General features: G+C 62.4%; 30 protein-coding genes. 29 read left to right on the top strand and 1 reads right to left on the bottom strand.

The window, feature by feature from the left end; translation table 11 throughout:
- Window positions 1-354 precede the first annotated feature (354 nt).
- From rpmH to AACI_RS14560, 13 genes are all read left to right on the top strand, one after another.
- Window positions 355-489 carry a 50S ribosomal protein L34 gene (rpmH, locus tag AACI_RS14620; RefSeq protein ID WP_012812152.1) on the top strand — a complete coding sequence of 45 codons (135 nt, stop codon included), beginning with the start codon at window positions 355-357 and terminating at the stop codon, window positions 487-489.
- A 76-nt stretch (window positions 490-565) separates the two neighbouring features.
- The gene (rnpA, locus tag AACI_RS14615) at window positions 566-928 is read left to right on the top strand and encodes a ribonuclease P protein component (protein ID WP_012812151.1); all 363 of its coding nucleotides are present in this window, start codon (window positions 566-568) and stop codon (window positions 926-928) included.
- Complete coding sequence (gene yidD / locus AACI_RS14610) at window positions 925-1,143, top strand: membrane protein insertion efficiency factor YidD (protein WP_012812150.1); 219 nt, start codon at window positions 925-927, stop codon at window positions 1,141-1,143. The genes rnpA and yidD overlap by 4 nt, the downstream gene beginning before the upstream one ends.
- A 12-nt stretch (window positions 1,144-1,155) precedes the next feature.
- Complete coding sequence (locus AACI_RS14605; RefSeq protein WP_012812149.1) at window positions 1,156-2,190, top strand: YidC/Oxa1 family membrane protein insertase; 1,035 nt, start codon at window positions 1,156-1,158, stop codon at window positions 2,188-2,190.
- A 69-nt stretch (window positions 2,191-2,259) separates the two neighbouring features.
- Entirely contained in the window at window positions 2,260-2,910 is a 651-nt protein-coding gene (gene jag / locus AACI_RS14600; RefSeq protein ID WP_012812148.1) for an RNA-binding cell elongation regulator Jag/EloR, read from the top strand.
- Window positions 2,911-2,985: 75 nt separating this feature from the next.
- On the top strand, window positions 2,986-4,383 hold the full coding sequence (gene mnmE, locus AACI_RS14595) for a tRNA uridine-5-carboxymethylaminomethyl(34) synthesis GTPase MnmE (RefSeq protein ID WP_012812147.1): 1,398 nt from the start codon (window positions 2,986-2,988) through the stop codon (window positions 4,381-4,383).
- A gap of 16 nt (window positions 4,384-4,399) precedes the next feature.
- Window positions 4,400-6,286 (top strand): tRNA uridine-5-carboxymethylaminomethyl(34) synthesis enzyme MnmG, encoded by a 1,887-nt coding sequence (gene mnmG / locus AACI_RS14590; protein WP_012812146.1) that lies wholly within the window; start codon window positions 4,400-4,402, stop codon window positions 6,284-6,286.
- Complete coding sequence (rsmG, locus tag AACI_RS14585; protein ID WP_012812145.1) at window positions 6,279-6,998, top strand: 16S rRNA (guanine(527)-N(7))-methyltransferase RsmG; 720 nt, start codon at window positions 6,279-6,281, stop codon at window positions 6,996-6,998. Before mnmG ends, rsmG begins: the two co-directional genes overlap by 8 nt.
- Before the next feature lie 147 nt (window positions 6,999-7,145).
- Window positions 7,146-8,030, top strand: coding sequence for a nucleoid occlusion protein (noc, locus tag AACI_RS14580; protein WP_012812144.1), 885 nt, complete (start codon window positions 7,146-7,148; stop codon window positions 8,028-8,030).
- 211 nt (window positions 8,031-8,241) lie between these two features.
- Window positions 8,242-9,009, top strand: a complete 768-nt coding sequence (locus AACI_RS14575) for a ParA family protein (protein ID WP_012812143.1) — start codon at window positions 8,242-8,244, stop codon at window positions 9,007-9,009.
- The gene (locus AACI_RS14570) at window positions 9,002-9,850 is read left to right on the top strand and encodes a ParB/RepB/Spo0J family partition protein (protein WP_012812142.1); all 849 of its coding nucleotides are present in this window, start codon (window positions 9,002-9,004) and stop codon (window positions 9,848-9,850) included. Before AACI_RS14575 ends, AACI_RS14570 begins: the two co-directional genes overlap by 8 nt.
- Before the next feature lie 36 nt (window positions 9,851-9,886).
- The gene (locus AACI_RS14565) at window positions 9,887-10,591 is read left to right on the top strand and encodes a DUF554 domain-containing protein (RefSeq protein WP_012812141.1); all 705 of its coding nucleotides are present in this window, start codon (window positions 9,887-9,889) and stop codon (window positions 10,589-10,591) included.
- 109 nt (window positions 10,592-10,700) lie between these two features.
- Window positions 10,701-11,225, top strand: coding sequence for a DUF4446 family protein (locus AACI_RS14560; RefSeq protein WP_012812140.1), 525 nt, complete (start codon window positions 10,701-10,703; stop codon window positions 11,223-11,225).
- 40 nt (window positions 11,226-11,265) lie between these two features.
- Here the strand turns inward: AACI_RS14560 and yyaC are convergent, their stop codons facing one another.
- Window positions 11,266-11,880, bottom strand: coding sequence for a spore protease YyaC (gene yyaC, locus AACI_RS14555; RefSeq protein ID WP_041707698.1), 615 nt, complete (start codon window positions 11,878-11,880; stop codon window positions 11,266-11,268).
- Between the two features lie 99 nt (window positions 11,881-11,979).
- On the opposite strand from yyaC, the gene AACI_RS14550 reads away from it, so the two are divergent.
- From AACI_RS14550 to AACI_RS14475, 16 genes are all read left to right on the top strand, one after another.
- Window positions 11,980-12,555, top strand: coding sequence for a hypothetical protein (locus AACI_RS14550; protein ID WP_012812138.1), 576 nt, complete (start codon window positions 11,980-11,982; stop codon window positions 12,553-12,555).
- Window positions 12,556-12,589: 34 nt separating this feature from the next.
- The gene (locus tag AACI_RS14545) at window positions 12,590-13,438 is read left to right on the top strand and encodes a mechanosensitive ion channel family protein (RefSeq protein ID WP_012812137.1); all 849 of its coding nucleotides are present in this window, start codon (window positions 12,590-12,592) and stop codon (window positions 13,436-13,438) included.
- 18 nt (window positions 13,439-13,456) lie between these two features.
- Entirely contained in the window at window positions 13,457-13,681 is a 225-nt protein-coding gene (locus tag AACI_RS14540; RefSeq protein ID WP_012812136.1) for a DUF951 domain-containing protein, read from the top strand.
- Complete coding sequence (locus tag AACI_RS14535) at window positions 13,653-15,686, top strand: molybdopterin-containing oxidoreductase family protein (protein WP_012812135.1); 2,034 nt, start codon at window positions 13,653-13,655, stop codon at window positions 15,684-15,686. Before AACI_RS14540 ends, AACI_RS14535 begins: the two co-directional genes overlap by 29 nt.
- A 365-nt stretch (window positions 15,687-16,051) precedes the next feature.
- Entirely contained in the window at window positions 16,052-17,152 is a 1,101-nt protein-coding gene (ychF, locus tag AACI_RS14530; RefSeq protein ID WP_012812134.1) for a redox-regulated ATPase YchF, read from the top strand.
- Between the two features lie 262 nt (window positions 17,153-17,414).
- On the top strand, window positions 17,415-17,702 hold the full coding sequence (gene rpsF, locus AACI_RS14525; RefSeq protein WP_012812133.1) for a 30S ribosomal protein S6: 288 nt from the start codon (window positions 17,415-17,417) through the stop codon (window positions 17,700-17,702).
- Between the two features lie 17 nt (window positions 17,703-17,719).
- Window positions 17,720-18,190, top strand: coding sequence for a single-stranded DNA-binding protein (locus tag AACI_RS14520; RefSeq protein WP_012812132.1), 471 nt, complete (start codon window positions 17,720-17,722; stop codon window positions 18,188-18,190).
- 78 nt (window positions 18,191-18,268) lie between these two features.
- Window positions 18,269-18,499, top strand: coding sequence for a 30S ribosomal protein S18 (gene rpsR / locus AACI_RS14515; protein WP_012812131.1), 231 nt, complete (start codon window positions 18,269-18,271; stop codon window positions 18,497-18,499).
- 186 nt (window positions 18,500-18,685) lie between these two features.
- Complete coding sequence (locus AACI_RS14510; RefSeq protein ID WP_245530641.1) at window positions 18,686-18,997, top strand: MazG-like family protein; 312 nt, start codon at window positions 18,686-18,688, stop codon at window positions 18,995-18,997.
- 95 nt (window positions 18,998-19,092) lie between these two features.
- A complete protein-coding gene (rplI, locus tag AACI_RS14505) occupies window positions 19,093-19,536 on the top strand; it encodes a 50S ribosomal protein L9 (protein ID WP_012812128.1) in 444 nt (147 codons plus the stop codon).
- 8 nt (window positions 19,537-19,544) lie between these two features.
- Window positions 19,545-20,924, top strand: coding sequence for a replicative DNA helicase (gene dnaB / locus AACI_RS14500; RefSeq protein WP_012812127.1), 1,380 nt, complete (start codon window positions 19,545-19,547; stop codon window positions 20,922-20,924).
- Window positions 20,921-21,394, top strand: coding sequence for a hypothetical protein (locus tag AACI_RS14495; RefSeq protein ID WP_012812126.1), 474 nt, complete (start codon window positions 20,921-20,923; stop codon window positions 21,392-21,394). Before dnaB ends, AACI_RS14495 begins: the two co-directional genes overlap by 4 nt.
- Before the next feature lie 14 nt (window positions 21,395-21,408).
- Window positions 21,409-22,101, top strand: coding sequence for a response regulator (locus AACI_RS14490; protein ID WP_012812125.1), 693 nt, complete (start codon window positions 21,409-21,411; stop codon window positions 22,099-22,101).
- Window positions 22,101-23,867 (top strand): ATP-binding protein, encoded by a 1,767-nt coding sequence (locus AACI_RS14485; RefSeq protein WP_245530640.1) that lies wholly within the window; start codon window positions 22,101-22,103, stop codon window positions 23,865-23,867. Before AACI_RS14490 ends, AACI_RS14485 begins: the two co-directional genes overlap by 1 nt.
- Complete coding sequence (locus tag AACI_RS14480) at window positions 23,864-25,177, top strand: YycH family regulatory protein (RefSeq protein WP_012812123.1); 1,314 nt, start codon at window positions 23,864-23,866, stop codon at window positions 25,175-25,177. Before AACI_RS14485 ends, AACI_RS14480 begins: the two co-directional genes overlap by 4 nt.
- A complete protein-coding gene (locus AACI_RS14475; protein ID WP_012812122.1) occupies window positions 25,174-26,010 on the top strand; it encodes a two-component system regulatory protein YycI in 837 nt (278 codons plus the stop codon). Before AACI_RS14480 ends, AACI_RS14475 begins: the two co-directional genes overlap by 4 nt.
- Window positions 26,011-26,020 lie beyond the last annotated feature (10 nt).

The following is a 26,020-nucleotide window of genomic DNA, read 5'->3' as shown; positions in this document are numbered from 1 at the left end:
AATCCACATGTGCAGAAGCTGTGGGAAACGTTGTCCACAGGTTGTGGATAAGGTTGTGGATGAAAGGATTCCACAGGCTCGATTGTGGATAACGGATAGCGCAGATCATAGCAGGATCCTGCGCGTCGAGCAATGTCGAAAAACGTCTTTCCACAGGATCCACCGATGCACATGCCGAGCCATCCACAGGCTGTTGACGTGTGGATAGCATGTGGATGAGGACGTGGAAAACGGGGAGAGGAAGGGAACTCGCGGCCGAATTGTCCACATGTGGACAGTGGAGAATCGAACATTGACACGCTGAGGATCTTTCTGTATCGTAGCTACGTGTGTCCGCACGGGGGAGGTGTCTCGATGAAACCGACCTATCAACCGAACGTTCGCAAGCGGAAGAAGAACCACGGTTTCCGGAAGCGCATGGCGACGAAGGGCGGTCGCCGCGTGCTGGCGCGCCGTCGCGCGAAGGGCCGTAAGGTGCTGTCCGCGTGAGAAGGGCCACGGAAGTGGCCTTTTTTTGTGAAAGGGTGGGTTGATACCGGGGCATCGAGGAACTGGAGGGCGGACGTTGCAGAGTCAGCATCGGCTCAAAGACAGCCGGGATTTCCGGCGCGTGTTTCGCAAGGGCAAGTCGTTTGCGAGCGGAAGGCTCGTGTTGTATTATTGCGACAATCGGGTAGCTCGGGTTCGCGTAGGATTTTCCATCAGCAGGAAAGTCGGTAAGGCGGTCGTCCGCAACCGCTTGAAGCGCCTGCTTCGGGCGATTTTTCAGCGTCAGTTGGACGAGCTTTGCCACCGGCCCGTGGACATCGTGGTGGTCTGCCGGGCAAACGCGGCGGACGCGGATTTTCACGATCTCGAGCGAGAAGTCGAGCGACTTCTGAAGAAAGCGCAATTGTTGCCGCAAGAAGCGGGAGATGAGCGTCCGTGAAGCGGCTTGTCATAGGTTGCATTCGATTTTACCAGCGATACATCTCGCCAGCCAAGCTGCCCACGTGTCGGTTCACGCCGACGTGTTCTGAGTACGCCGTCCAGGCCATCGCGCGATTTGGGGTGGTGTATGGCGGCTGGCTCGCCGTCCGGCGATTGGTCAAGTGTGGACCATGGCATCCGGGCGGTGTGGATGAGGTGCCGGAGGTCAGGTAGGGGGATGCGCGCTTGAACGGAAAGCAGAAAGCCAGCAGGAGATGGACCATCGCCCTCAGTCTGGCGGCCGTGGTGGCGCTGACAGGGTGCGGTTTGTATCCCACGAAGCCAGGCGAATGGCCGAAGAACGCGTGGGGCTCGATCCTTCACGGCATCTCCGATTTGATGGATTATTTCGCCCATCTCTTTGGCAACGACTACGGGATCTCCATCCTGTTCATGGCGATTTTGGTCCGCTTGGTCGTGCTGCCGCTCTTTCTTCGCCAAATCCGCTTTCAGCGCGCCATGGTGAAGCTGCAGCCGGAGATCCAGAAGATCCGGACCAAGTACAAGTTCGACAACCAGAAGATGCAGGAAGAGCTGATGAAGCTGTATCAGGAGGCGGGGATGAACCCGCTCGCCGGCTGCTTCCCCATGCTGATTCAGTTCCCTTTCCTGTGGGCGTTTTATGGCGCCATTGTCGGAAACATCGGCATGCGCCAGAGCACGTTCCTCGGCATCTTTCCGCTGGGGCATTGGGACACGCATTACGTTCTACCTGTGCTTGCGGCGCTTTCGACGCTCCTATCTTCGTGGCTGTCCATGCAAAGTCAGCCGGTTCAGCAGAAGTCGATGCTGTTCGTGTATCCTGTGATGATTTTCTTCTTCACCTTCCGATTGCCCGGAGGACTGGTCCTGTACTGGATCTACACCAACCTCCTCGTGGCTCTTCAGGTGTACCTGTTCATCACGCTGCCCAACACGCGCGAACAGCGTGAGATGGCGCTCGCGGGTGGTGGGAAGGCGGCCGTGAGTTCAGCTGCTCAGATTCCCGCGAAGCAGGCGTCGGCGAGCGGAGCGAAGGCGAGGAACTCGTCCAAGGCGGCGGCCAACAAGGTGTCGTCTTCTGGGAAGCGCGAATCGCGCGCGCCTGGCCAGAAGTCCGGCAAGAAGTCTGACGGGGCGAGAAAAGCCGGAGACGGAACGCAGGCGGATCGGTCCAGCGATGTCGCGAAGGCGGGTCGTGAAGGTCCGTCGTCCGAAGACGATCGCCCGCAGGAGCCGTAGCGGGGCGCAAGAGGCGCGAGCCGCGGTTTCATAAGGCCCACAGTGAGAAGGGTCGGAGGCTTAGGCGAGATGCGAAAAGTGGTGGCGACGGGCAAGACCATCGAAGAAGCGGTGATGTCGGCGCTGGTGAGGCTCGGTGTGCCGAGATCGCAGGCGCAGGTGCGTGTCATCCGGGAACCGGCTCGGGGATTTCTCGGATGGCTGAGCGGCCGGGAGGCGGAGGTCGAGGTGACGGTCATCGAGACGCCCCTCGACGCCGCGAAGGAGTTTTTGCGGACCGCCATCTCGAAAATGGGGCTTGGCCAGGCCGTGATCGTCGCGGACGATGTCGACGAGGAAGGTCATGTGAAACTGTCGATCTCGGCGGACGAGGACGCCCTGCCCATCCTCATCGGCCGGCGCGGTGCAACGCTGGACGCGCTGCAATATCTGGTGAACATCGTGGCGAATCGGGATGCGTCGGAGAAAATGCGATTCACGCTCGACGCGGCGGGCTATCGGGATCGTCGGTTGGAGTCGCTCAGGCGGCTGGCGGACGAGGCGGCGGACAAGGCGGTGCGGCTGGGGAGACCGGTGGCGCTCGATCCAATGCCGCGAAAGGATCGCAAGTGGGTGCACGCCCACCTGCAGTCGAGAGGCGACGTCGTGACGGTCAGCGAAGGCCAGGAGCCGTATCGCCGTGTGAAGATCATTCCGAAGCGCCACGATTGGATCGAATGAGGCGTGGAGGAGAACACGTGAAACGATGACCCCGCTCGAAGCAGTGGGGTTTTTGTGTAGGAAGGAGGGTGGCGGATGGCGATCCGAACCGTGGAGCAGGAGGACACCATTGCTGCGATTGCCACGGCCGTGGGCGAGGCGAGCGTCGGCATTGTGCGAGTGAGCGGGCGCGGCGCGCGAGATGTCGGCGAACGGCTGGTGCGGTCGAAGCGAGGCCTTCCCGTCAAACTGGGCGAGCGCGGCATGCGGTACGGGCAGGTGATCGATCCGAAGTCGGGAGACGTGATCGACGAGGCCATCGTGCTGTGGATGCCGGGGCCGCACAGCTACACGGGTGAAGACGTGCTGGAATTGCAGGTGCACGGCGGCACGTATGCGGTCGAGGAGGTGCTGTTGGCGTGCCTCGAAGCGGGCGCGAGGATGGCCGAACCGGGAGAGTTTACGAAGCGGGCGTTTCTCAACGGCCGGATCGACCTTTCGCAGGCGGAGGCCGTGATCGACCTGATCCGCGCGAAGACGGCGTTCGCGGGAAAACTGGCGGAGCGGCAGGTGCGCGGGCGGTTCGGCGAGGCGGTTCGCGCGCTCCGGCGGCGGCTGTTGGAACTCGAGGCGCACGTCGAGGTGACCATCGACTACCCGGAGCACGATGTGGAGGACGTGGCCTGCGATCACGTCGTGAGCGTGTGCGAGGGCATGATGGGCGAAATCGATGCGTTGATCCGTTCCGCGGAGCTTGGGCGCGTGCTGCGGGACGGCGTGGCGACGGCCATCGTGGGCCGTCCGAACGTGGGCAAGTCGTCGCTGTTGAACGCCCTGGTGGAGCGCGAACGCGCCATCGTGACGGATCTGCCTGGGACGACCCGGGATGTGCTGGAGGAGTACATCAACCTACGGGGCATTCCGCTGCGGCTCATCGACACGGCGGGCATTCGCGAGACGGAGGACGTGGTCGAGCGAATCGGCGTGGCGAGATCGCGCCAGTCGATGCAGGAGGCGGAGCTCGTGCTTCTGGTGTTGGACGGAAGCGAACCGCCTTCGCCGGAGGACGAGGCCATTGCGCGCGAGTCGGACGGATCGCGGAGGATTGTGGTGCTGAACAAGGTCGATCGCGGCATACACCCCGATGCGGCGCGATTTGCCGACGAGCTGGCGCCGGAGGGAGCGGTGCGCGTATCGGCTCGAGAAGGCACGGGCCTCGATACGCTTCGGGACGCGATGGTGAACAAGATTCGACGCGATCTCGCCATCGATCTCGACGCGAGCTATATGGCGAATCACCGCCAAAAGCGGCTCCTGGAAGAGGCGAAGGAGGACCTGCGGACGGCGCGGGATGCGGCGCAGGCCGGGGCGACCTTGGATCTGGTGGCCGTGGCGCTTCAGTCGGCGTACGAGAAACTTGGGGAGACGATTGGCGAAGAGGCCGGGGAGGATCTGTTGAACGAGATCTTCTCCCGCTTCTGCCTCGGCAAATGACGGGAGGTGTGTGGAGATGCGGTTTTTCGCCGGATCGTACGACGTGATCGTCATCGGGGGCGGCCACGCGGGATGTGAGGCGGCGCTCGCTGCGGCGCGCATGGGATGCAAGACGCTGCTTTTGACCATCAACCTGGATACGATTGCGTACATGCCCTGCAATCCGTCGATTGGCGGACCTGCGAAGGGCATCGTCGTGCGCGAAGTGGATGCGCTCGGCGGGCAGATGGGAAAGAACACGGACGCCACGTACATTCAGATGCGGATGCTGAACACCGGAAAGGGGCCGGCGGTGCAGGCGCTGCGGGCCCAGGCGGACAAGGCGTATTACGCGCTCAACATGAAGTGGACCCTCGAGCGGACCGAAAACCTTCACCTGAAGCAGGGTCTGGTGGAGGAACTGCTCGTCCGGAACGGTCGGATCTACGGCGTGGTCACGAAGAGCGGGCAGGAGTTTCACGCGCAGGCCGTGGTGCTCACCACCGGGACGTATCTCCGCGGTCGCATCTACATCGGCGAAGTGTCCTACGAAAGCGGGCCCAACGGCCAGATGCCGGCCATCCGCCTGTCGGATTGTCTCGTCGATCTCGGCTTTCGGCTGGTGCGGTTCAAGACCGGCACGCCGCCTCGCATCAACAAGAACTCGATCGATTTTAGCAAACTCATCGCCCAGCCCGGCGATCCCGTCCCGCGCCACTTTTCCTTCGATCCCGACACACCGGTGCGGGATCAGGTGCCATGTTGGCTGACGGGTACCACGGAGGAGACCCATCGCATCATCCTCGAGAATCTGCACCGGTCGCCGCTGTACAGCGGCGAAATCAAGGGGACGGGACCGCGCTACTGCCCGTCCATCGAGGACAAGGTCGTGCGTTTTCACGATCGCGACACCCATCAGATCTTCCTCGAGCCGGAGGGCCCGCACACGTGCGAATGGTATGTGCAGGGGCTGTCGACGAGCCTCCCGGAGGACGTACAGCTGAAGATCCTCCACTCCATCCCCGGCCTTGAGCGCGCGGAAATGCTGCGCCCCGGGTACGCCATCGAGTATGACGCGGTCGTCCCGACGCAGTTGTGGCCCACGCTCGAGACGAAGCTCGTGGAGGGGCTGTTTACCGCCGGTCAGTTGAACGGAACGTCCGGATACGAGGAGGCGGCGGGCCAGGGCATCATGGCCGGCATCAACGCGGCGAGAAAGGTGAAAGGCGAGGAACCGGTGGTCTTGTCGCGATCGGATGCGTACATCGGCGTGATGATCGACGATCTCGTCACGAAAGGGACGAACGAGCCGTATCGGCTGCTCACCTCTCGTGCGGAGCACAGGCTCCTTCTCCGCCACGACAACGCCGATCTGCGCCTGACCGAGCTCGGCTATCGCATCGGCCTGGTGTCGGAGCGGGCGTACAGCCGGGTGATGCGCAAAAAGGAAGGCATTCAGGCGGAACTGGCGCGCCTGTCGCGGGTGAAGGTGAAGCCGCAGGAGGTGAACGGGCGCCTCGCCGAGTGGGGCTCGCAGCCCATCGAGTCCGGCATGAGCCTCGCGCAACTGCTGAAGCGGCCCGAGTTGTCTTATGATCAGATTCGGACAATTGACCCGACGGGTGGCGTCGAGATCGACCCCGAGGTGCGAGAGCAGGTCGAGATCGAAATCAAGTACGCCGGCTACATTCGGAAGCAGAACGAACTCATCGAGCGCCAGAAGCGGCTCGAAGGGCGCAAACTTCCGGAAAACCTGGATTACATGCAAATCAAGGGCCTCGCGATGGAGGCAAGAGAAAAACTGTCTCGGGTGCGACCGCGCACCGTGGGGCAGGCAGCGCGGATCCCGGGCGTGACCCCGGCGGACATCTCCATCTTGCTCGTGTACCTCGATGCGCAGGAGAGGCGCGCTGCCCATGCGTGACGTGCTGGAGCAAATGGGCGCCTGGGGAGTTCCCGTGACCGATGAGACCGAGCGTCATCTGCGGCGGTACGGCGAACTGCTCGGGGAGTGGAACGAGCGGTTGAATCTCACGGCCATTGTCGAAGTGCGCGAGATGTGGATCAAGCACTTTCTCGACAGCGCGGCCATCGCGCAGGTGCCCGCGTGGCGCGAGATCGCCGAGCGAGGCGGCCGCGTGATCGACATCGGCAGCGGCGCGGGGATCCCGGGTATTCCCCTGGCAATAGCGTGGCGGAACGTGTCGTTTGTGCTGTGCGATGCCTCTCGAAAGCGCGTGCAATTTGTGGAACACGTGATTGGCGATCTCGGCCTGACGAACGTGAGCGCCGTGCACGCGCGCATGGAGGAGTTGGGAAGGACCGACGCGCGCGGTTCCTTTGACGCCGCGGTGGCGAGGGCCGTGGCGCGATCGAACGTGCTGTTGGAGTACGCGGCGCCGATGCTCAGGCCCGGTGGCCGAGCGTTTTTGTACAAGGGGCCGTCGTACCTAGGGGACGAGGAGGAAGACGCCGCGCGCGCAGCGCGCGTGCTCGGCTCGCGCCCGGACGGCGTGATCGCCTATCGGCTGCTGGACGACCAGGGCGATCGCGTCATTGCCGTCTTTCGGCAAGCGGAGCCGTGTCCGAAGCGGTACCCGAGAAAGCCCGGAACTCCTTCCCGGCAGCCGTTATAGGGCGCGGAACATGTCGAAAGAAGTTCGCGAGATACGATCTTTGTAAATTCATGAGAAGTTTTGTCGAAGAGCAGGAATACGGGCACGCCTTGGTGAATTCGACATTGAGTGTCGATCCTCGTGTGTTCATGAATAGAGGGGTCTAAGATGAGGGAAACGTGGGGACGATTCATCAGCTTCCGCGACGCTGGGCACACGCAGACGCAGGTCGTGGATATTCCGGTGGAACGCATTGTCCCGAATCCATATCAGCCCCGAGCGATTTTTCATCAGGAATCGATTGAAGAACTGGCGAAGACCATTCACACACACGGGGTTATTCAGCCCGTGGTGGTGCGCAAAAAGGGCGATGTCTACGAACTCATCGCTGGTGAACGGCGGCTGCGCGCAGTGCGCCATCTGGGTTGGCCGACCATCCCGGCCATCGTGCGGGACCTGAACGATGCGCAGACGGCGTCCGCAGCGCTGATCGAAAATCTCCAGCGAGAGGGACTGACGCCGATTGAGGAGGCCGTTGCGTATCAGCAGCTCATGGAGTTACACGGGTTGACGCAGGAAAGTTTGGCGCAGCGGCTGGGCAAGGGGCAATCGACCATCGCGAACAAGCTGAGGTTGCTCCACCTGCCACAGGCTGTGCAGGACGCGCTGCTGACGCGGCAGATCACAGAGCGTCACGCTCGTGCGCTTCTGGCTCTGCCCTCGGAGGAACTCCAGGTTGAACTCTTGAACGAGTGCATCGAAAAGGGCTGGAATGTCAAGCAGATGGAAGAGAAGGTGAAGGCGAAGCTCGAGTCGCTGGGCTCAACGGCCGAGCGCCGGAGAAAGCCGAGGAAGCGGGGCTTGTCCAAGGACGTGCGCCTGGCCGTCAATACCATTCGTCAGTCCTTGCAGATGATCGAACAGACGGGTCTGCAGGTGGTGTGTGAAGAGGTGGACGACGAGGAGTACTATCAGTTCACCATTCGCGTGCCCAAGAAGGCGCCGGGAGACAAAGGTACCGGGGAAGCGCACCGAGAAGCGAGGTCTTCCTGAATGCGCGGATGAAACGTGGCTGCGTAGGGTAGGAGGCGCTGCGCAGAGAGATGAAGCGGCCAAGCGGCCGCTTTCGCGTTTTTTCCGGCGATGAAGGGATCCTCACAACGTTGAAGCGGAAATCCCCGAGGTTTTGCAGTAGAATGAGAGGAGTCGAGACATGATCTACAGTATCTAGGGAATTTCGTTCGAGTTTGAAGGAGGACTTGTCGTGTCCAGCGCCCGCGTGATCGCCATCGCCAATCAAAAAGGTGGCGTGGGGAAGACGACAACCGCGGTGAATCTCGGGGCTTGTCTGGCGACGTTGGGCAAACGCGTCCTGCTGATCGATATCGATCCGCAGGGAAACACCACGTCAGGCGTCGGGATCAACAAGGCCGACGTGAAGTACTGCGTGTACGACGTGATCATCAACGACGTGAATATCGCGGATGCCATTATGCCGTCAGGCCTCGACAATTTGGACGTGCTTCCAGCCACGATCCAATTGGCGGGTGCCGAGATCGAGTTGGTTCCGACCATCTCGCGAGAAGTGAGGCTGCGAAGAGCCATTCAGGGTATGCGGAGTCGATACGACTACATCGTCATCGATTGTCCGCCCTCCCTGGGCCTGTTGACCGTGAACGCCTTGACGGCGGCCGATTCGGTCATGATTCCCATCCAGTGCGAGTATTACGCGCTCGAAGGCCTGAGTCAGTTGTTGAACACCGTGCGGCTCGTACAGAAGCACCTGAACACGTCGCTCGAGGTGGAGGGAGTGGTGCTGACCATGTTGGACGCGCGCACCAACCTGGGCTTGCAGGTCATCGAGGACGTGAAAAAGTTCTTTCGAGACAAGGTGTACAAGACCATTATTCCGCGCAATGTTCGCTTGAGCGAGGCGCCGAGCCACGGCAGGCCCATCATTCACTATGATCCGAAATCGCGCGGCGCCGAGTCATACATGGAACTCGCGAAGGAAGTGATCGCGCGTGGCTAAACGTGGTCTGGGGCGCGGTTTGGATGCCTTGATCCCGCAGCTCAACGTGTCGGACGAGGATCAGATTGTCCAGATTGACATTCGGGATCTTCGGCCGAATCCGTACCAGCCGCGGCGAACGTTTAATGAAGAAAAACTGCAGGAGTTGTGCAATTCCATTCGAGAACATGGGATTCTTCAGCCGCTCATTGTTCGCAGGAGCCAGGTCAAAGGGTTCGATATTGTCGCTGGCGAGCGGCGATATCGCGCCGCGAAAATGGCAGGGCTGCAGGTGGTGCCCGCGGTCGTTCGCGACCTGAGTGATGTCCTACTGATGGAAATCGCCCTCATTGAGAACTTACAGCGCGAAGATCTGAATCCCATCGAGATCGCCGATGCGTACGCCAAGCTCATCGAGAAATGCCACTTGACGCAGGATGAGCTGGCGAAGCGGGTGGGGCAGAGTCGGAGTCACATCACGAACATGTTGCGGTTGCTGCAGCTTCCCGCTCAAATTCAGGACATGGTTTCACGTGGAACATTGACGATGGGCCACGCGCGAGCGCTGCTCTCCGTGGAGGATGCGGAGGAGCAGCTTCGACTGGCCGAGCAGACCGTGAAAGAGGCATGGAGCGTGCGAAAGCTGGAAATGGTCATCTACCAGCCCAAGAAGGTTTCACGTGAAACCGACAAGCCTGCGCTTCCGACCGAATACCGGCGCTATCAGGAACAGGTTCAAGCCTATCTGGGCACATCGGTCCGCATTCAGCCGGGCAAAAAACGGGGGAAGATCGAGATCGATTATTATTCGGAGGACGATCTCCGGCGCATCATGGACCTCATGTTGGCGCACGCTCCATGAGGAATGGCTCACCATGTTGTGCCGCGAGGTGAATCCATGTTTCTTATCGGTACGATTGTCGACGTCGTCGCCATTTTGTTGGGGACAGCCATTGGCTACTTTTTGCCGCGCATTCCGGACCGCATGCGCGAGACCGTAACGGTCGGCGTGGCGCTGTGCGTCATAGCCATTGGACTCAGCATGGCGCTCAGCGACATGAATGATATTGTTCTGATCATCTTCTCCGTCGTGATGGGCGCGGTGACAGGCGAACTTCTCAAAATCGAGGCGCGGTTTGAGCGCCTGGCCCATCGGTTGGAAGAGCGATTTCGCCGGCTGTACCGAGGTCCGATCGCGCAGGGCTTTATTTCCGCAACGCTTTTGTTCTGTGTCGGCTCGATGTCCATCGTGGGCGCGGTGCAGGACGGGTTGCAGGGCGATCACAAGACGCTCTTTGCAAAGTCCGTGCTTGATGGATTCTCCGCAGTGGTGCTGACCTCCACGTTGGGTCCAGGCGTCGGGCTTGCCGCGATACCGGTTCTGGTGTACCAAGGTCTCATCGCACTCATCTCGAATCTGTTCGGAAGCTTCTTGGACACGCCACTGGTCATTGAACCGATCACCGCTGCAGGGGGTCTTCTGATTGTCGCCATCGGAATCCAGCTCGCGGGGCTGCGCAGAATCTCGGTTCCAAACCTGCTGCCCGCCATCGTCATTGCGCCCATGGTCAAGGTGGTGATTCACGCCATCTCGCACATGTGAGCGTCGTCCAGCCATTGGCATGTGATAAGGGTTCGGGAACTCGCCATACTACCGACCGTCACTGCGTGCGGATCGTGTCGGACAGTTGTAGCAGAAGGAGCGAATGGCCATGGGGCTTTCTATTCTTCAGCCGTACGCGCTCGACATCGCGCTGTTCAGCGGCATCTTGGCGATCATCTGTCTCGTGATCGCGTCCGTCGCTCTATCGCGCTCCGCGCGCTTGAAGCGGAAGTTCAACCGGCTGAAAGAGGTGACGAGCGCAGCGGACCTCGAGCGGGTTTTCGAAGAGACCAAAGACGCGGTTCGCAAACTTGAAATGAAACTGCGCGAAGCTGAGGAGCACCTGCGTATAGTCGAAGAAGCGCTTCAGTCCAAGGTCTCCACGCCCGCCATCCTGCGCTACAACGCTTTTGCCGAAGTGGGCAGCGATCTCAGCTACTCGGTCGCGCTCATCGATGGGAAGGGCGACGGTGTCGTAATCACCTCGATTTATGGGCGAGAGGATTCCGTCACCTACGGAAAGCCAGTGCAAGGGGGAGATTCTCCGTATATGTTGACGGAAGAGGAGCGCGCGGTCATCGAAGAAGCCCTCCGCGGTGCACCGCGACGGCGAACCACAGCCCAGATCTCCTGAGCGAATCACCATGATGGGGATGTGAGGACGTACGCTTCCGTCACATCCCCAATTTCATGGCCGGATGCCGATCGTACCACCGTACGAGGCTTGCCGTCAGTGCTTCCGCGACAATGTCGGCCATTCGCATGACAATGGCGAGCCGCGTGTTCTGCAGCACGAAGTACTCCATGAAGCCCGACACGTTCACGACGCCCGTGATGCACAGATCGCCAAACTCCGGGAGGACTTTCTTCACGCCAGCGCCAGGGCGCAACGGCCCTGCGTCGACCGCAATCTGACCCACGTGATCAAACTTTCCCAGACAGGCGTCAATGGCGATCACGAACGGCTTGACCGGATACCACTCGTCGATCCTCTGCAGCGTCGCTTGCAGGTTGACGGCGTGAACGGGCTCATCCAGCGTGCCCAGGACGTGCACGCCAGCCAGCTTGACGCTGCGTGTCAGGCGCGATCCCACGATGGGGCCAAATGCGTCTCCCGTCGAACGATCGGTTCCCACACAAACAATGACCATCGGCAGTCTACCGTACTGCGCGAGCGCCGCATCGAGCTGCTGTTCAAGGGCCGACACCGCATCCGGGCTTTCCATCGAGACGCGGCCGCCTAAGTGCTGAGCGCTCGGCAACGAAGCCTCTGTGGACAAGCGATTCACCCGATTTCCCCCTCGCACGGAATATTCCCAGTATACGTTTGCGTATCATCGACTATACCTGTCCTGACAGGGTGCGAAGTAGAAGCGCGGGGGGATGGTATGATCGACCTTGTCCTGTTGGCGGGGGCTCTCTGGGTCGCGGCTTGGATCGCGGCACAACCGGCAGAAGTCGCTCTGCTGTACACGGCAGGTTTCTATGCCAGCACGTACGCCGCCGCGCAGGTCGCGCCTTGGTTCGTGCTGCATCTCTCCATCACCCAGCCGGTTCTGGCGTGGATGGCGCAGCACGTGGGGGCGGATGTCCCTGTGTTCGGGACGGGCTTCTCCAAGCGCGCGATCCCGTCCGCGCAGCCCCAATGGATGGCCCTTCACGCGCTGGACTGGATGACGGCCCTCTTCCTGGGAGCCGCGGTGTGGTGCTCGTTTGTGGGTGTCCATCGTTTCTTACAAGCGATGCTCGACGAAGACGAGCCGCTCGAGACGGGTTGGTTCTCTCGACTCGCGAGCGGATTGTTCGGGGCGTCCGCAGGTGTCTGGGCCATGCTCCAAGCTGCACCCGCCCTCGCGGTTCTTCTGAATCTGTTTGGCCATCCCCAGTCCCTCGAATCGAACCCTCTCCTGGACCTCATCCTTCGCGGCGTTCAAGCCCTACCCGTGGTTCGAACTATGATATGATGGGACATCATGAGACGAGCCGGGAGGGTGAGCGGTGACGCTTTGGGCGGACATTCGACAAAAGGCGCTTTCGGACATCCCGAGTCTCGAGGTGGTGATTTGGGACGCCATCCGGATCGCCATCTTCTTCGCCCTGGCGCAATTCCTGATACGCGTCGGTGTTCGCATCACGCGGCGCATGTTGTCTCTTCACGCCAGGATGGACGAGCGCCGACGAAAGACGCTTGAATCGCTGTTCACGAACGTCATCCGGTACACGGTATACTTTGTGTTGGTGGTCGAAATTCTGTCGCTCTTCCACGTCAACGTGTCCGCCATCCTTGCGAGCGCGGGCATTGTCGGCGTAGCCGTCGGATTTGGAGCGCAGAGCTTGGTGAAAGACCTGATTTCGGGTCTTTTCATCCTGTTCGAAGACCAGTATGGCGTCGGAGACATCGTGCAGATCAACGGGTTCAAGGGCATGGTGATTTCCATCGGCATCCGTCTCACCAGGATCCAGGCGTGGACAGGCGAGGTTCAGGTCATTCCCAACGGTCAGATCACAAGCGTGACCAACTACTCGCGCACGCATTCCACGGCCGTGATCGACGTCACCGTTCCCTACGATGTGGACGTGGATCTCGTGAAATCCATCATGCAACGCGTGCTGCTCAGGCTCCAAGAGGAGCGCTCGGACGTGGTGACGGGGCCGGTTCAGGTCCTCGGCGTGCAGGATGTCTCCAACACGAATCTCGTCATCCGGGCCACCGCGGTGTGTGCCCCCACCAAAAACGGCGAGATTGAGCGCGAGGCGCACGAGCGCATCAAGGAGGAATTGGACCGCGCGCTCCACGAGAATGAGGACGCGCAAGGAACAACGGGCGGCGAGCTTGCTGTAGAGTAACGATGGGGAGGCGATCGCGTGCCGGTCTCGTTTGGGCTTGGCGACATCGTCCGGATGAAAAAACCGCACGCGTGTGGCGAAAACCGCTGGGAAATCATCCGCATGGGGATGGATATCCGCATCAAGTGCCAGCGCTGCGGCCACAGTGTCCTGATCCCGCGATCGCGCTTTGAACGGCTGATTCGTGCGGTTTTGGAGAGGGGAGGAACGGTCGATGAAGGTCAAGACGGCGTGTCCGATTGACTGTTACGATGCCTGCGCGTTCGTCGCCGAGGTCGGGGAAGACGGGGAGATTCGCTTGAGCGGAAACCCCGAGCATCCCATCACGCGCGGCACCATCTGCAACCGCGGGCGGCAGCTCGCGGTTCGGCGGAACAGCCGCGATCGCGTGCTTCAACCGCTGAAGCGGGAAGGGGATGAATGGATCCCCATCTCGTGGGAGCAGGCGATGCGCGAAATTGCCCAAGAGGTTCGGCGGACGCTCGAAGAGGTGGGGCATCACGGGATTTTGCATTACTACGACTGGGGATCTGGCGGTTTGCTCAAGTCCTTGAACCAGCGCTTCTTCTACGGGCTCGGAGGCTGCTCGGAAGCCATCGGCAGCCTGTGTTGGGACGCGGGCATCCGGGCCCAGACCTACGATTTCGGGCAGGCCAACAGCCATGCGCCCGAAGACATGGCCCAGCACGCGGAGGCCATTGTGGTGTGGGGCCGCAACGTGGCCAACACGAACGTGCACATGATCCCGTTCATTCGCGAGGCACAGACAAGGGGCGCCAAGCTCGTCGTCATCAGCGCGTTGCCGCAGGATTTGGCGCGGCGCGCTGACAAGGCCATCTATCCTCGCCCGGGCACGGACGGCCTGTTGGCCTTAGCGGCGCTTCGCATCTGCCGCGACGAGGGCTGGCTTGATCACGCGTTCTTGCGCGATCGCGCCGTTGGATGGGAGGACCTGGCTTCGGATCTGGACCGGTACGATCTCGACGAAGTGGCGCGATGGACGGACGTGCCTGTCGAAGACATTCGGTTTCTGGCGGAGCTGTATGGGAAAACGAGGCCCGTCTGCACGCTGCTCGGCATCGGCATGCAGCGATACGCGCAGGGCGGACAGACCATCCGCGCCATCGACGCGCTTGCCGCAGCCACGGGCCACGTCGGCGTTCCGGGGGGCGGCGTGAACTACGCGCAGCGGCAACTGGGCCGGTTTTACGATGAGGAGGCCATCACGAATCGGCGCGGGGCGAATGTGCGCGAGATGCTGCGCCCCACGCTGGCCGCGGATTTGCTCGCGGCCGATCCGCCGATACAGGTGATGTTTGTCACGCGCAGCAACCCGGTTGCGCAGGTGCCCGACAGCGGCCGTCTCCGCGAGGCCATGGACCGGATTCGCTGCAAGGTCGTGATCGACACGTTCATGACGGCCACGGCGGAATGTGCGGATTACGTGCTGCCGTGCACGAACGTGCTCGAGGAAGAGGACGTGGTGTACACCACCATGTGGCACGATTACGTCAGCTACGCTCGCCCGGTTGTGCCGCCCCGCGGCGAGGCCAGGCCGGAATGGCAGATCTTTCGCGATCTCGCAGCGGCTCTCGGGCGCCCGGAGATCATGGAGGGCGATGTGGACACTTGGATCCGCCAGGCGCTCAGGCGCTGGCCGGAGGGCAAGTTGGAGGAACTGAGGGAACGCGGATTTGTCCGGCTCGAGGTTCCGAGTGTGTCATGGCAGGACGGGCGATTCCTCACCCCGAGCGGCAAGTTCGAGTTCGCCTCGTCCCTCGCCGTGCGAGATGGGCATTCGGCCGTCGCGCGCATCGAAGTGGGTCGGTTTCCGGAGGATGCAGACCTGCCGTACACCCTGCTGACCGTGCACCCACGGAAGTGGCAGATGTCGCAGCGCGACACGCTGCCGGAGGCGAAGGGACCGCATCCTATTGCAGAACTGGGTTTGGGAGTCGCAGCGGAGCGCGGCATCCAGGACGGAGACTGGGTGAGGGTTCGAAACAAGAAGGCGAGCGTGATCGCGCGGGCTCGGGTTCAGGCCGAGGGGCACCCTCGCGTGGTGCGGATGGAGATTGGGTGGCACGGGCAGGGCGTAACCCTGAACGACTTCACCTCGGACGGCCTGGCCGACTTTGGCATCCAGGCGGCGCTCTACGACTGCCTGTGCGACGTGGAGAAGGTCGCTTTCGCTCTCGATGAAAACGCGAGAGCGTCCGGGAAGGAAGCTCTCGCGCGCCAAGTCTGAATGGAAATAACGGGTGTGTCATGGGTGCATATGACGAGGCCGGTGGCACGCCCGATCATGAAGCCATGGGATACGCGCGGGCAGTCGAGACGGAGGCGCGCTTTGGCTCGCAGGCCAGCGCCTTGGGCGACAATTTGCGAACGCGAAGGCGGCGCAAGAGCCGACGCAGCATCGCTATCACCTCCTCTGATGATGAGTATTCCAACGGGGAGAATGTTTATCCGGACAGATGTCCCGGAACGGTGCGCATTCACATTTTATGCGCGCATTCGTACAACATGGACAAGAATTCTCCCCGACAGCTTTGTCGAACTTCGGCTGAATCTCTATACTTAATCCTGCAAACAAGGCGGCGAGGTGTCAACATGTCACTTCAGGCTGGGATCGTCGGCCTGCCGAACGTCGGCAAGTCCACACTGTTCAACGCCATCACCAAGGCCGGCGCGGAGGCGGCGAATTATCCCTTTTGCACGATTGACCCGAATGTGGGCGTGGTCGAGGTGCCAGATCCTCGGCTCCAGGTGCTCGCGGACATCGTCCATCCGAAACGGATTGTTCCGACGGCCTTTGAGTTCGTCGATATCGCGGGACTCGTAAAGGGCGCGAGCCAGGGCGAAGGTCTCGGCAACCGATTTCTCGCACACATCCGCGAAGTGGACGCCATTGTGCACGTGGTGCGCTGCTTTGAAAACAGCGATATCACGCACGTCGCCGGCACGGTGGATCCCCTTCGGGATATCGACATCATCAACGTGGAGCTCATTCTCGCGGACTTGGAAACGGTGGCGAAGCGTTTGGACCGCGCCCGCAAGAACATGAAGAGCGGCGACAAGCGCTTCAAAATCGAGGTGGAGGCGCTCGAGCGAATTCAGGCTGCGCTGGAATCCGAGCGGCCGGCGAGATCGGTCGAGTTGAACGAGGAAGAGGCGAGCATCCTCCGGGATCTTCACCTGCTGACCGCAAAGCCGGTGCTGTACGCGGCCAACGTCGGGGAAGATGACATCCTGGATCCCTCTTCGAATCCCTACGTTCAACAGGTCGAGGCGAGAGCCAAGTCCGAGGGCTCGGAAGTGGTCGTGGTGTGCGCACAGCTCGAATCGGAGGTGGCGGAGCTCGAGGGCGAGGACCGCGATACGTTCCTGCGCGATCTCGGCCTCGAAGAGCCGGGCCTTCATCGCTTGATTCGCAAGGCGTATCAACTGCTCGGGCTCATCACGTTCTTCACGGCGGGCGAACCCGAGGTCCGGGCCTGGACCATACGCAAAGGAACGAAAGCGCCGCAAGCCGCCGGCGTGATCCACTCCGACTTCGAGCGCGGCTTCATCCGGGCAGAAGTGATCGCCTACGACGATCTCGTCGCGGCCGGAAGCTTTCAGGCGGCTCGAGAACAGGGGAAGATCCGCTTGGAAGGGAAGGACTACGTCGTTCAGGACGGCGACGTGTGCTACTTCCGCTTCAACGTGTGAGTCGCGGGGCTCGGTAGCCTACTGCACGAACCATGGCCGCGTGTGCGTCGCGGGGCTCGGTTGGACAAACCATGGCCCGCACAGGTGAGCGATGTGCCAGAACGCCATGAGAGCACGCTGGGCTTCGCCAACTGCTTCCAGACGGCGGATCTTGTGCGAGCGGGCGGATCGTGCTAGCATGGATCGTCGGTGCACACATTTTTGTGGCGCGCCATCCTTGCTCCCACCGGGGGGCCATTAGACCAGAAGGAGGTGTCACGGGATGCGCCAGTACGAGACGATGTACATCGTGAATCCCTCGCTGGAAGCTGAGCAGACCGCAGAGGTGATTCAGCGATACCAGTCCATTGTCACTGACAAGGGCGGTCAAATCGACGAACTTCAGGAGATTGGGAAGCGCCGTTTGGCGTACGAGATCGACGGCCACCGTGAAGGCTACTATGTGCTCATGAAGTTCACGTGCGACACGGAAACGCCGAAAGAGCTCGAACGCCTCATGCGCATCGACGACAACGTGATTCGTTATTTGACGGTCCGCGTCGGTGAGTGAACGCGGAGGGGACGAGCATGCTGAACCGAGTGATTCTGATCGGCCGCCTGACGGCGGATCCGGAATTGCGATACACCAACAACGGCACGGCCGTCGCGTCGTTCACGCTCGCCGTGGACCGCATGCGATCTGGACCGAACGGTGAACGCCAGACCGATTTCATCAACGTCGTGGTGTGGCAGAAGCAGGCCGAGATCGTGGCGCAATATCTCCAGAAGGGGAGACTCGCGGCGGTCGACGGCAGGCTGCAGATCCGGAGCTACGACAATCGCGACGGGCAGCGCGTTCGCGTGGCCGAAGTGGTCGCCGAAACGGTGAGGTTCCTGGACCGCGGTCCGGATCAGGCCCAGGGGTCGGGCTACAGTGCGGCCGGCGCGCAAACTCGGCAGCAGCGGCCGACGCCTTCGTCGGCGCCTCCGTTTGAAGACGATCCGTTCGCGGATGACAGTCAGTTGATCGATATCTCCGAAGATGATCTTCCGTTTTGACCATCGCGCTGGATCTCCATGCGAAGCGCATGGCCGCGGCGATGGCCGGCGGCAACAGCGCGCGAAGGAGGGGACACGATGCCACGCAAGGGACGCGGCGGCAAGCGCCGTAAGGTGTGCCAGTACTGCGTTGACAAGATCGATTACGCGGACTACAAGGATGTGGCCCGCCTCAGCAAGTTTTTGACGGAGCGAGGCAAGATCTTGCCACGCCGTATCACGGGCAACTGCGCGCGCCATCAGCGCCAGGTGACGGTTGCCATCAAGCGGGCGCGTCAGGTTGCGCTCCTGCCGTACACCACGGAGTGAAGATGCGCCAAGGGCCGTTCGGGGTGGCATGGGCCGCCGGCGAGCGGCCCTTTGTCGTTTTGCGCGCGCGCTCGACCTTCGTCCGGCGGAGCGAGATGCCCCCGAATCCCGTGGTGCCCCTTCATGCAGGACTTCCTGTCTAGCCTGTGGAAGTGGAATGAAGCCGAATCGCGGGCGTCTGGGGGAATGGCCGTGGCTGAGAGCATCGAAGACGTGCTGATGAAGCGCCTTCGGGCCGTCGAGCACGAACAGATCGATCTTTTGCAACAGGTCGTGGACGTCATGCGGCACGCCCACACGGGGAATCACGCGATGTTCGTGGAGTCGCTGGCGCAGGTCGTCGGGATCGCCTACGTGATGGCCCAGGAGCTTGGCATTCCGCCCGAGCGGCTGGACCGGGAAGTGGTCGTCGCGCTGGAGGGGATGCCGCTCGACCCCGAGAGCGATCGCCAGCAGGCTGCGCAGGAGGTCGTCCAATATCTCAAGACTCGGTGGTAATGGCGCCGCTTCGCGCGCGTCGGCGCGCAGACCTCGATGGCTTTGCGCGTGACGCGGGCAGCCGTTAGGATCTAGGGTACAGGGAGGTGGCCGCTGTGAAGGTCATCCTGCTTCAAGACGTGAAAGGACAGGGCAAACAGGGCGAAATCAAGGAAGTCAGCGAAGGGTACGCGAGAAACTTCTTGTTCCCTCGCAAGCTGGCCGAAGAAGCCACGCCGCAGGCGCTCAAGGCGCTCGAAGAAAAGCGGCGTAAGGAAGAGCGGTTGAAGGCGCAGGAACTGGCGGACGCGAAAGCGTTGGCGCAGCGCCTCGACAATCTGAAGGTCACCATTCGCTCGCAGGTGGGGAAGGACGGCCGCCTGTTTGGCGCGATCACGACGAAACACATCGCGGATGCGCTGAAGGAGCAAGGGTTTGAGGTCGACAAGCGGAAAATTTCGCTGCCGGATCCCATCAAGTCGCTCGGAGGCCACAAGGTGACCATCAAGCTCCATCCCGAGGTGCACGTGCAGATCCTGGTCTACGTAGAAGCGGAGTGAGAAACGCCATGGCGGCAGAGGAGACGCTGTGGCGCGATAGGGAGGCTGAGGCGGCACTTCGCATGCCGCCGCACAACCTGGAGGCGGAGCAGGCGGTTCTTGGCGCCATGCTCATTTCGCCTGACGCGGTCGTCGAAGCGATGGAGATCCTCGAGGCGGACGACTTCTATCGCTCCGCCCACCAGGCCATCTACCGCGCTATCCGCGAGGTGTACGAGGCGGGCGATCCGGTCGACATCATCACGGTGGCGTCGCGGCTGCGCACGTACGGCGACGTCCTCGACGCGGTCGGTGGGCCGGAGTATCTGGCCGATCTCGCCGCGATGATGCCCACCGCGCTTCACGTCGTGCATTACGCCGAGATCGTCCGGGAGAAGGCGCTGCTCAGGCGGATCATCTCCGCGGGCACGCGCATCGCGGAGGCGGCGTACGAGCCGGACGCGTCTGCGATGGAGGTGCTGGCGGATGCGGAGCGGCTGGTGCTCGAGCTCAGCCAGCACCAGCGGACGCGGGATTTCACCCACATCTCCGACGTGCTGCAGACGACGTTCGAACGGATCGAGCAGCTGTACGAGAGCGACGGCAACATCACCGGCGTGCCCACCGGCTACAGCGATCTCGACCGGATGACGAGCGGCTTTCAGAAGTCGGATCTCATCATTGTCGCGGCGCGCCCTTCGGTGGGGAAGACGGCGTTTGCCCTCAATATCGCGCAAAATGTCGCCGTCCGGGCCGGACTGCCGGTCGCCATCTTCTCGCTCGAGATGTCGAAGGATCAGCTTGTGCAGCGCATGCTTTGCGCGGAGGCGTTCATCGATGGCCACAAGCTCCGGAACGGAACCCTCGATGATGAGGATTGGCCGAAGCTGTCCATGGGCGTGACCACGCTCAGCAATTCGCCCATCTACATCGACGACACGCCGGGCATCACGGTGCCCGAGATGCGGAGCAAGCTTAGGCGCCTCAAGCTGGAGCACGGGCTCGGGTTTGTCGTGATCGACTACCTGCAGCTCATCCACGGGCGGCGGATGGCCGGGGAGAACCGCCAGCAGGAGATCTCCGACATTTCGCGTTCGCTCAAGCAGTTGGCGCGCGAGCTCGAGGTGCCGATTCTCGCCCTGGCCCAGCTCAGCCGATCCGTGGAGCAGCGCCAGGACAAGCGCCCGATGCTGTCGGATATCCGAGAGTCGGGATCCATCGAACAGGACGCGGACGTGGTGGCCTTTCTGTACCGCGATGACTACTACAACCCCGACACGGAGAATCCGAACGTCGTCGAGGTCATCATCGCCAAGCAGCGCAACGGGCCGACGGGCAAAATCGAGCTCGTGTTCCTGAAGAACTTCAACAAGTTCGTGAATCTCGAACGTGCACACGCGGAGCCATGAACGAACAGCGGACGGATCTCCCGTACTCGGCGATGGACTTGGCGGAGGGTGAGCGCCGCCTGACTCGCCGGGAACGGCGAAAGCTGATGGAAAAGGCGCGCAAGCGCCGGAAGAGGCGGCGGAGACGGCGCATGCGGCGCGTGCGGGCGTGGCGGGCGATACGCAGCCTGCGGTTTTGGACGCGGGCGCTCGCCGCATTCGCCGTCGCGCTCATGTTCGTGTTCTGGGCCCGATTCGCCTATGTGTACGACATCCCGGCTTACGCGGCGGCGTACCTCCCGCCGCGCGTGACGGCGTACATCACCGTGAAGAGCTGGTGGTTTGGCCCGCCCGTGATCGACGTGGGCGCCTATGAGCCCGATCTCGGCGCCATGACCGTGTCGGATCCGTACGACGTTCTCCTGCAGAACATGGGATCCTACGCGACGGTGCTCTCCCACCCGCGCATCGTCTGGGCGAGATCGTCCTGAAAGGAGGGAACCACATGCCTGCGCACATCCTGGTGGTCGAAGACGAGGAGCCCATCGCAAACATCCTCCGCTTTGCGCTGGAGCGAGAGGGCTACCGGGTCTCCTGCGCGTACGACGGGGCGGAGGCCTTAGAGCGCTGGCGAGCCCTCCAGCCGGACCTGATCCTGCTCGACGTGATGTTGCCGGAGGTGGACGGCTTCGATGTGCTCCGGGCGATCCGCCAGGCCTCGGGCGTTCCGGTGATCATCCTCACGGCGAAAGACGACGAGGTCGACAAAGTGCTCGGGCTGGAGCTTGGGGCGGACGACTACGTGACGAAGCCATTCAGCACGCGCGAGCTTGTGGCGCGCGTCAAGGCGAACCTGCGGCGCGCATCGGACGTCCTGCGGGAGCACAAGGAGAACGAGCGGTACGTGGTGCAGGACTTGGTGATTGATCTCGCCGAATACACCGTCACCAAGGCGGGGCAGCCGATTCCACTCACGCACCGAGAGTTTCAGGTGCTCGCTGTTCTCGCCGCGCATCCGGGCCGCGTGTTCACGCGCGATCAGCTGGTGGACCAGGTCTGGGGCAGCGACTACGTGGGCGACACCCGGGCGGTGGACGTGACCATCCGCCGACTGCGGGAGAAGCTGGAACCCGATCCGAGCCAGCCGCGGTACGTGTTGACGCGCCGCGGCGTCGGGTACTATGTGAGGAATGAATGATGCGGTTCCGAAGCCTGCGCGTGAAGCTCGTCATGGTCTACACGCTGCTCATCCTGTTCGCCGTGGAGCTCATCGGCGCGTACTTCGTCCAGGCGCTGACGTCCTCGCTCGTGCGCAATCAGGCGCAGACCGCGCGCACGCAGGCGCAGCTCATGGCGACACTCATCGCGCCGGAACTCGCGCCTGGCGCGCGCGTGTCCAACAGTGCGGTGTCGAATCTGCTCCAGTCGGTGCCCCAGTTCCTGAACGGCACCGTGTACGTGCTCAACCAAAGCGGCTACGTGATGTACACCACCGCCGGCGGCGCGCTCGTGGGGCAGAAGCGGATTGACTCCGTCGCCACGCAGGCGCTGCTTCACCACACGTTTGCGCAGTCCGTGCGCTACGATCCCCTGTCGAAGAGCCACCTGCTTGCCGTGGCTGTGCCCGTGACGCTGCACGGGACCTATCTCGGCGTGCTCGAATACGTCCTGTCCATCCAGTCCACCTACGAGACCATCCACCAAGCCACCACCATCTTCTACACCGGTTCCATCGCTGTTCTGGCCATCGTCATGATCCTCGGAGCCATCGTCGCCCGTGCCCTGACGCGCCCGGTGATGGAGGTGACGCGACAGGCGGAGGTGATGGCGCGAGGAGACTTCTCGCAGCGCCTCGAGGCGATGAGCAACGACGAAATCGGCGATCTCGTCGCGTCCATCAACCACCTCGCGGACGAGCTCGAAGAGGCGATCGCGGCGAACCGGTTGGAGCAGGAACGGCTGCGCGCCGTCATCACGTCGATGGGCGAGGGCGTGATCGTGCTCGATTCGTCCGGGCAGGTGTTGATGATGAATCGCGCGGCGAGGCAGATGTTGAGCCAGGCCGCCGGCGGCGAAGAGGAGGCCATTCGGCAGCTCGAGCTGGATCGGCTGATGCAGGGAGACGTGGCGACGGGCGTGCGAGAGGTGCGCGTGATTGGCAACACCATCTTTCACGTCATCCTGACGAGCGTTCAGCGCCGCGGCCAGGTGGACGGCTACGTCGCGGTCGTCCGAGACGTGACCGAGCAGGAGAAACTCGACCAGGCGCGCCGGGACTTCGTCAGCAACGTGTCGCACGAGCTGCGCACGCCGCTCACCACGGTGAAGTCGTACCTCGAGGTGATGCGCGATCTCGGCGACGACGAGGCGGAGACCAAGCGCGAGTTCCTCGAGGTCATTGCGCGCGAGACGGATCGCATGGTGCGGCTGACGCGGGACCTGCTCTTGTTGTCAGGGCTGGACCGGGGCGGCCCGCGCAGCGTGGAGATGAGGGCCATCCCGGTGCACGGCCTGCTCGAAGGCGTGGTGGAGCGGTTTCAGCTCCAGGCGGCGAAGCAGGAGCTGTCCCTTCGCGTTCACCTGCCGCAGCGCCGCGACGTGTGCGTGTACGGGGATGAGGACATGGTCAACCGCGTGCTGGACAACGTCCTGTCGAACGCGCTGAAATACACGCCGCCGGGCGGGCGGATCGAGGTGCGGGCGGACGTCACAGCGCAGCACGTGACCTTCATCATCTCGGATACCGGCATCGGCATTCCTCCCGAAGACCTGCCGCACGTCTTCGAGCGGTTCTACCGGGTCGAAAAGGGGCGAAGCCGCCGCGGCGGCGGCACGGGGCTCGGACTTGCCCTGGCGCGCGAGATGGTGGAGCGCATGGGTGGCGAGATCCGGATGGAGAGCGAACCGCAGCGAGGCACCACCGTGTACGTGACGCTGCGCCGCGCCGAGGAGGATGCCGTATGAGGACCTGGTGGCGGACGGCGAAGACGGTGATCCTCGCGCTGCTTGTCGCGGGCAGCGTCGTGCTGAGTTACGCCCTCTGGTCGGGCAACCTCCAGGGCGGCGCCGAGATCGGGCTGACGCAGACCCAGACCATCCCGTATTCCACCTCGCCCTCGCTCGCGTCCACCGTGCAGCCCTACGAGATCGACATTCGCGCCGGAGACGGATACACCGTCGCTCGGCCGGGGAGCGCCGCGTACGCCGCGTGGACCGGGCTCTTGATGGGGCTCAGGGCCGAGCGGCCAGAGCCCATCGCCGCAATGCCGACGGGTTCTCAGGTCAGCGTGGTGTTTCAATTCGGCATCCCGCTCGATCCGGCCGTCGGGAGGAGCTGGCTCGGCGATCTCGCCACGTCCGTCGGCGCCATCAACTGCCGCGCCATTGCGCTGAATGCCGGCCCTGGTTCCACGTGCACCGTGGTGTACGAAGGGATGAACGCAGCCGGCAAGCCGGAGCTCATCGAGGCCACGGCGTCGCTCCCGGCGTCCGCCTTGATGCGCCAGGCGCAGCACGATGTCGCCGAGGCGCCGTATGCAGCGTGGAGCGACTTCGAAGGCGAGAGCTTTGTCCCGGTGCGCGGGCGGATGACGAGCTACGTGTACGCGTTCACCGAACCCTCCATCATGCCGCTCGTGCAGTCGTTCTTCGTTAATCCACAGGCCCTCACCCGCATCCAGGAGAGCAAGGCCGTCACCATTTGGACGGACGGCAGCCGAGCCGTACAGGTGGATCGCGCCGCGCTCTCGCTGCAGTACGAAGACCCGAACGCCAGCACCGCGCCCGCTCACACCGAGGACTACATCGCCGCCATCGACTTCCTGCATGCGCATGGCGGAGGGCCGAGCCATCTCATCGGCTTCGACCTCGTCGGGATGCTGACCGTCAACCTGAACGGTCCCAGCTTCTCGTTCGCGCAGTACGTCGACGGATACCCCATCCTCTCGAACGGCGCCGATTACAACTTCGAAATTGACAGCGGACACGTGATGGAGTTCGATCGACCGCTCTGGGAACTGACGAAGCCTGTGCAGGCGTCTTCGGTGCCCGTCCTGGGCGCGGACGCCCTGGCGAAGGCGCTTGCAAAGGTCACGGGCGCGAAAACCGTCTCGCTCTCGACGTTTCACGTGGAACCCGGCTACTGGCCGTCCATGCAGGGAACGAAGCCCGGACAGATCCGCCTGCTGCCAGTCGACTACGTGACGAACGCGAGCGGCGGCGTGTGGGTCCTGAACGCGGCGACGGGCCAACTGATCGCGGGGGGATTGTCGTGAACTGGGAAGTCGCAAAGTCGTGGCTCATCGCGCTGTTTGCGCTGCTCGACGTGATCCTCGGATGGCTGTTGTACGAATCCCGCCAATTGGCGAGCGGCTACGCCGAGTCGCCCGCCGACGCCCTGGCGAACACCAAGACGCTTTTGGCCAACCAGGGATTCAGTCTGGCGACGTCCGTTCCGTCCGGGCAGCCAAGCCTCGTCACGTTCCAGGCGGATTTCGCCAACCCGCGCTGGTCCTCGCTCGAGCAGGCGGCGTTTCCCGGCGCAAAGGGCAAAGCCCAAATCGCAGGAGGAACGCTCACGACGAGCGAAGGCCAGATCACCGTCACCGGCCAGGGCACATGGGCGGTTCAGTACCAACCCCCGCTGCAGCTGTCGCCCAACCGCGGGCCGCTGGCCTACGTGTTCCGAGGCGCGGATTATGCGCCCGATCCCATCACGTCGGATCCGGTCCATGGCGTGTACTTCGAGGTCGTGAACGGATATCCCGTGTTCGATGCGGACGTGGTCACCGTGCAGGAAAAAGGCCAACTAATCGGCTATACTCAGACGTATATCGACCATGTTCAGCCGAATAGCTCTCCCAAACCGGTGATCAGCGCGCTCGACGCCCTGGACAGCTTCGCCGAGGCAGTGGACAAGACCGGATCCGGCCAGGTGAACAGCGTGGTGAAGGTCGATCTCGGCTACGCCCGCAAAATTCAGGTTGCTTCGGGCAGTCAGGCCATCCTCCACAGTTACTGGTTTCCGGTCTGGCGGATTGTGACTACGGCAGGTGTCTATTTCGTCAACGCGTTCACCGGCGAGGTGGAGATGCAGAACGCCTACTGAGTCCGCACGG

Source organism: Alicyclobacillus acidocaldarius subsp. acidocaldarius DSM 446, assembly GCF_000024285.1.
Classification (GTDB): Bacteria; Bacillota; Bacilli; order Alicyclobacillales; family Alicyclobacillaceae; genus Alicyclobacillus; species Alicyclobacillus acidocaldarius.
The sequence above is the reverse complement of the archived record's forward strand: the minus strand, read 5'-3'. Positions and strand labels throughout refer to the sequence as shown.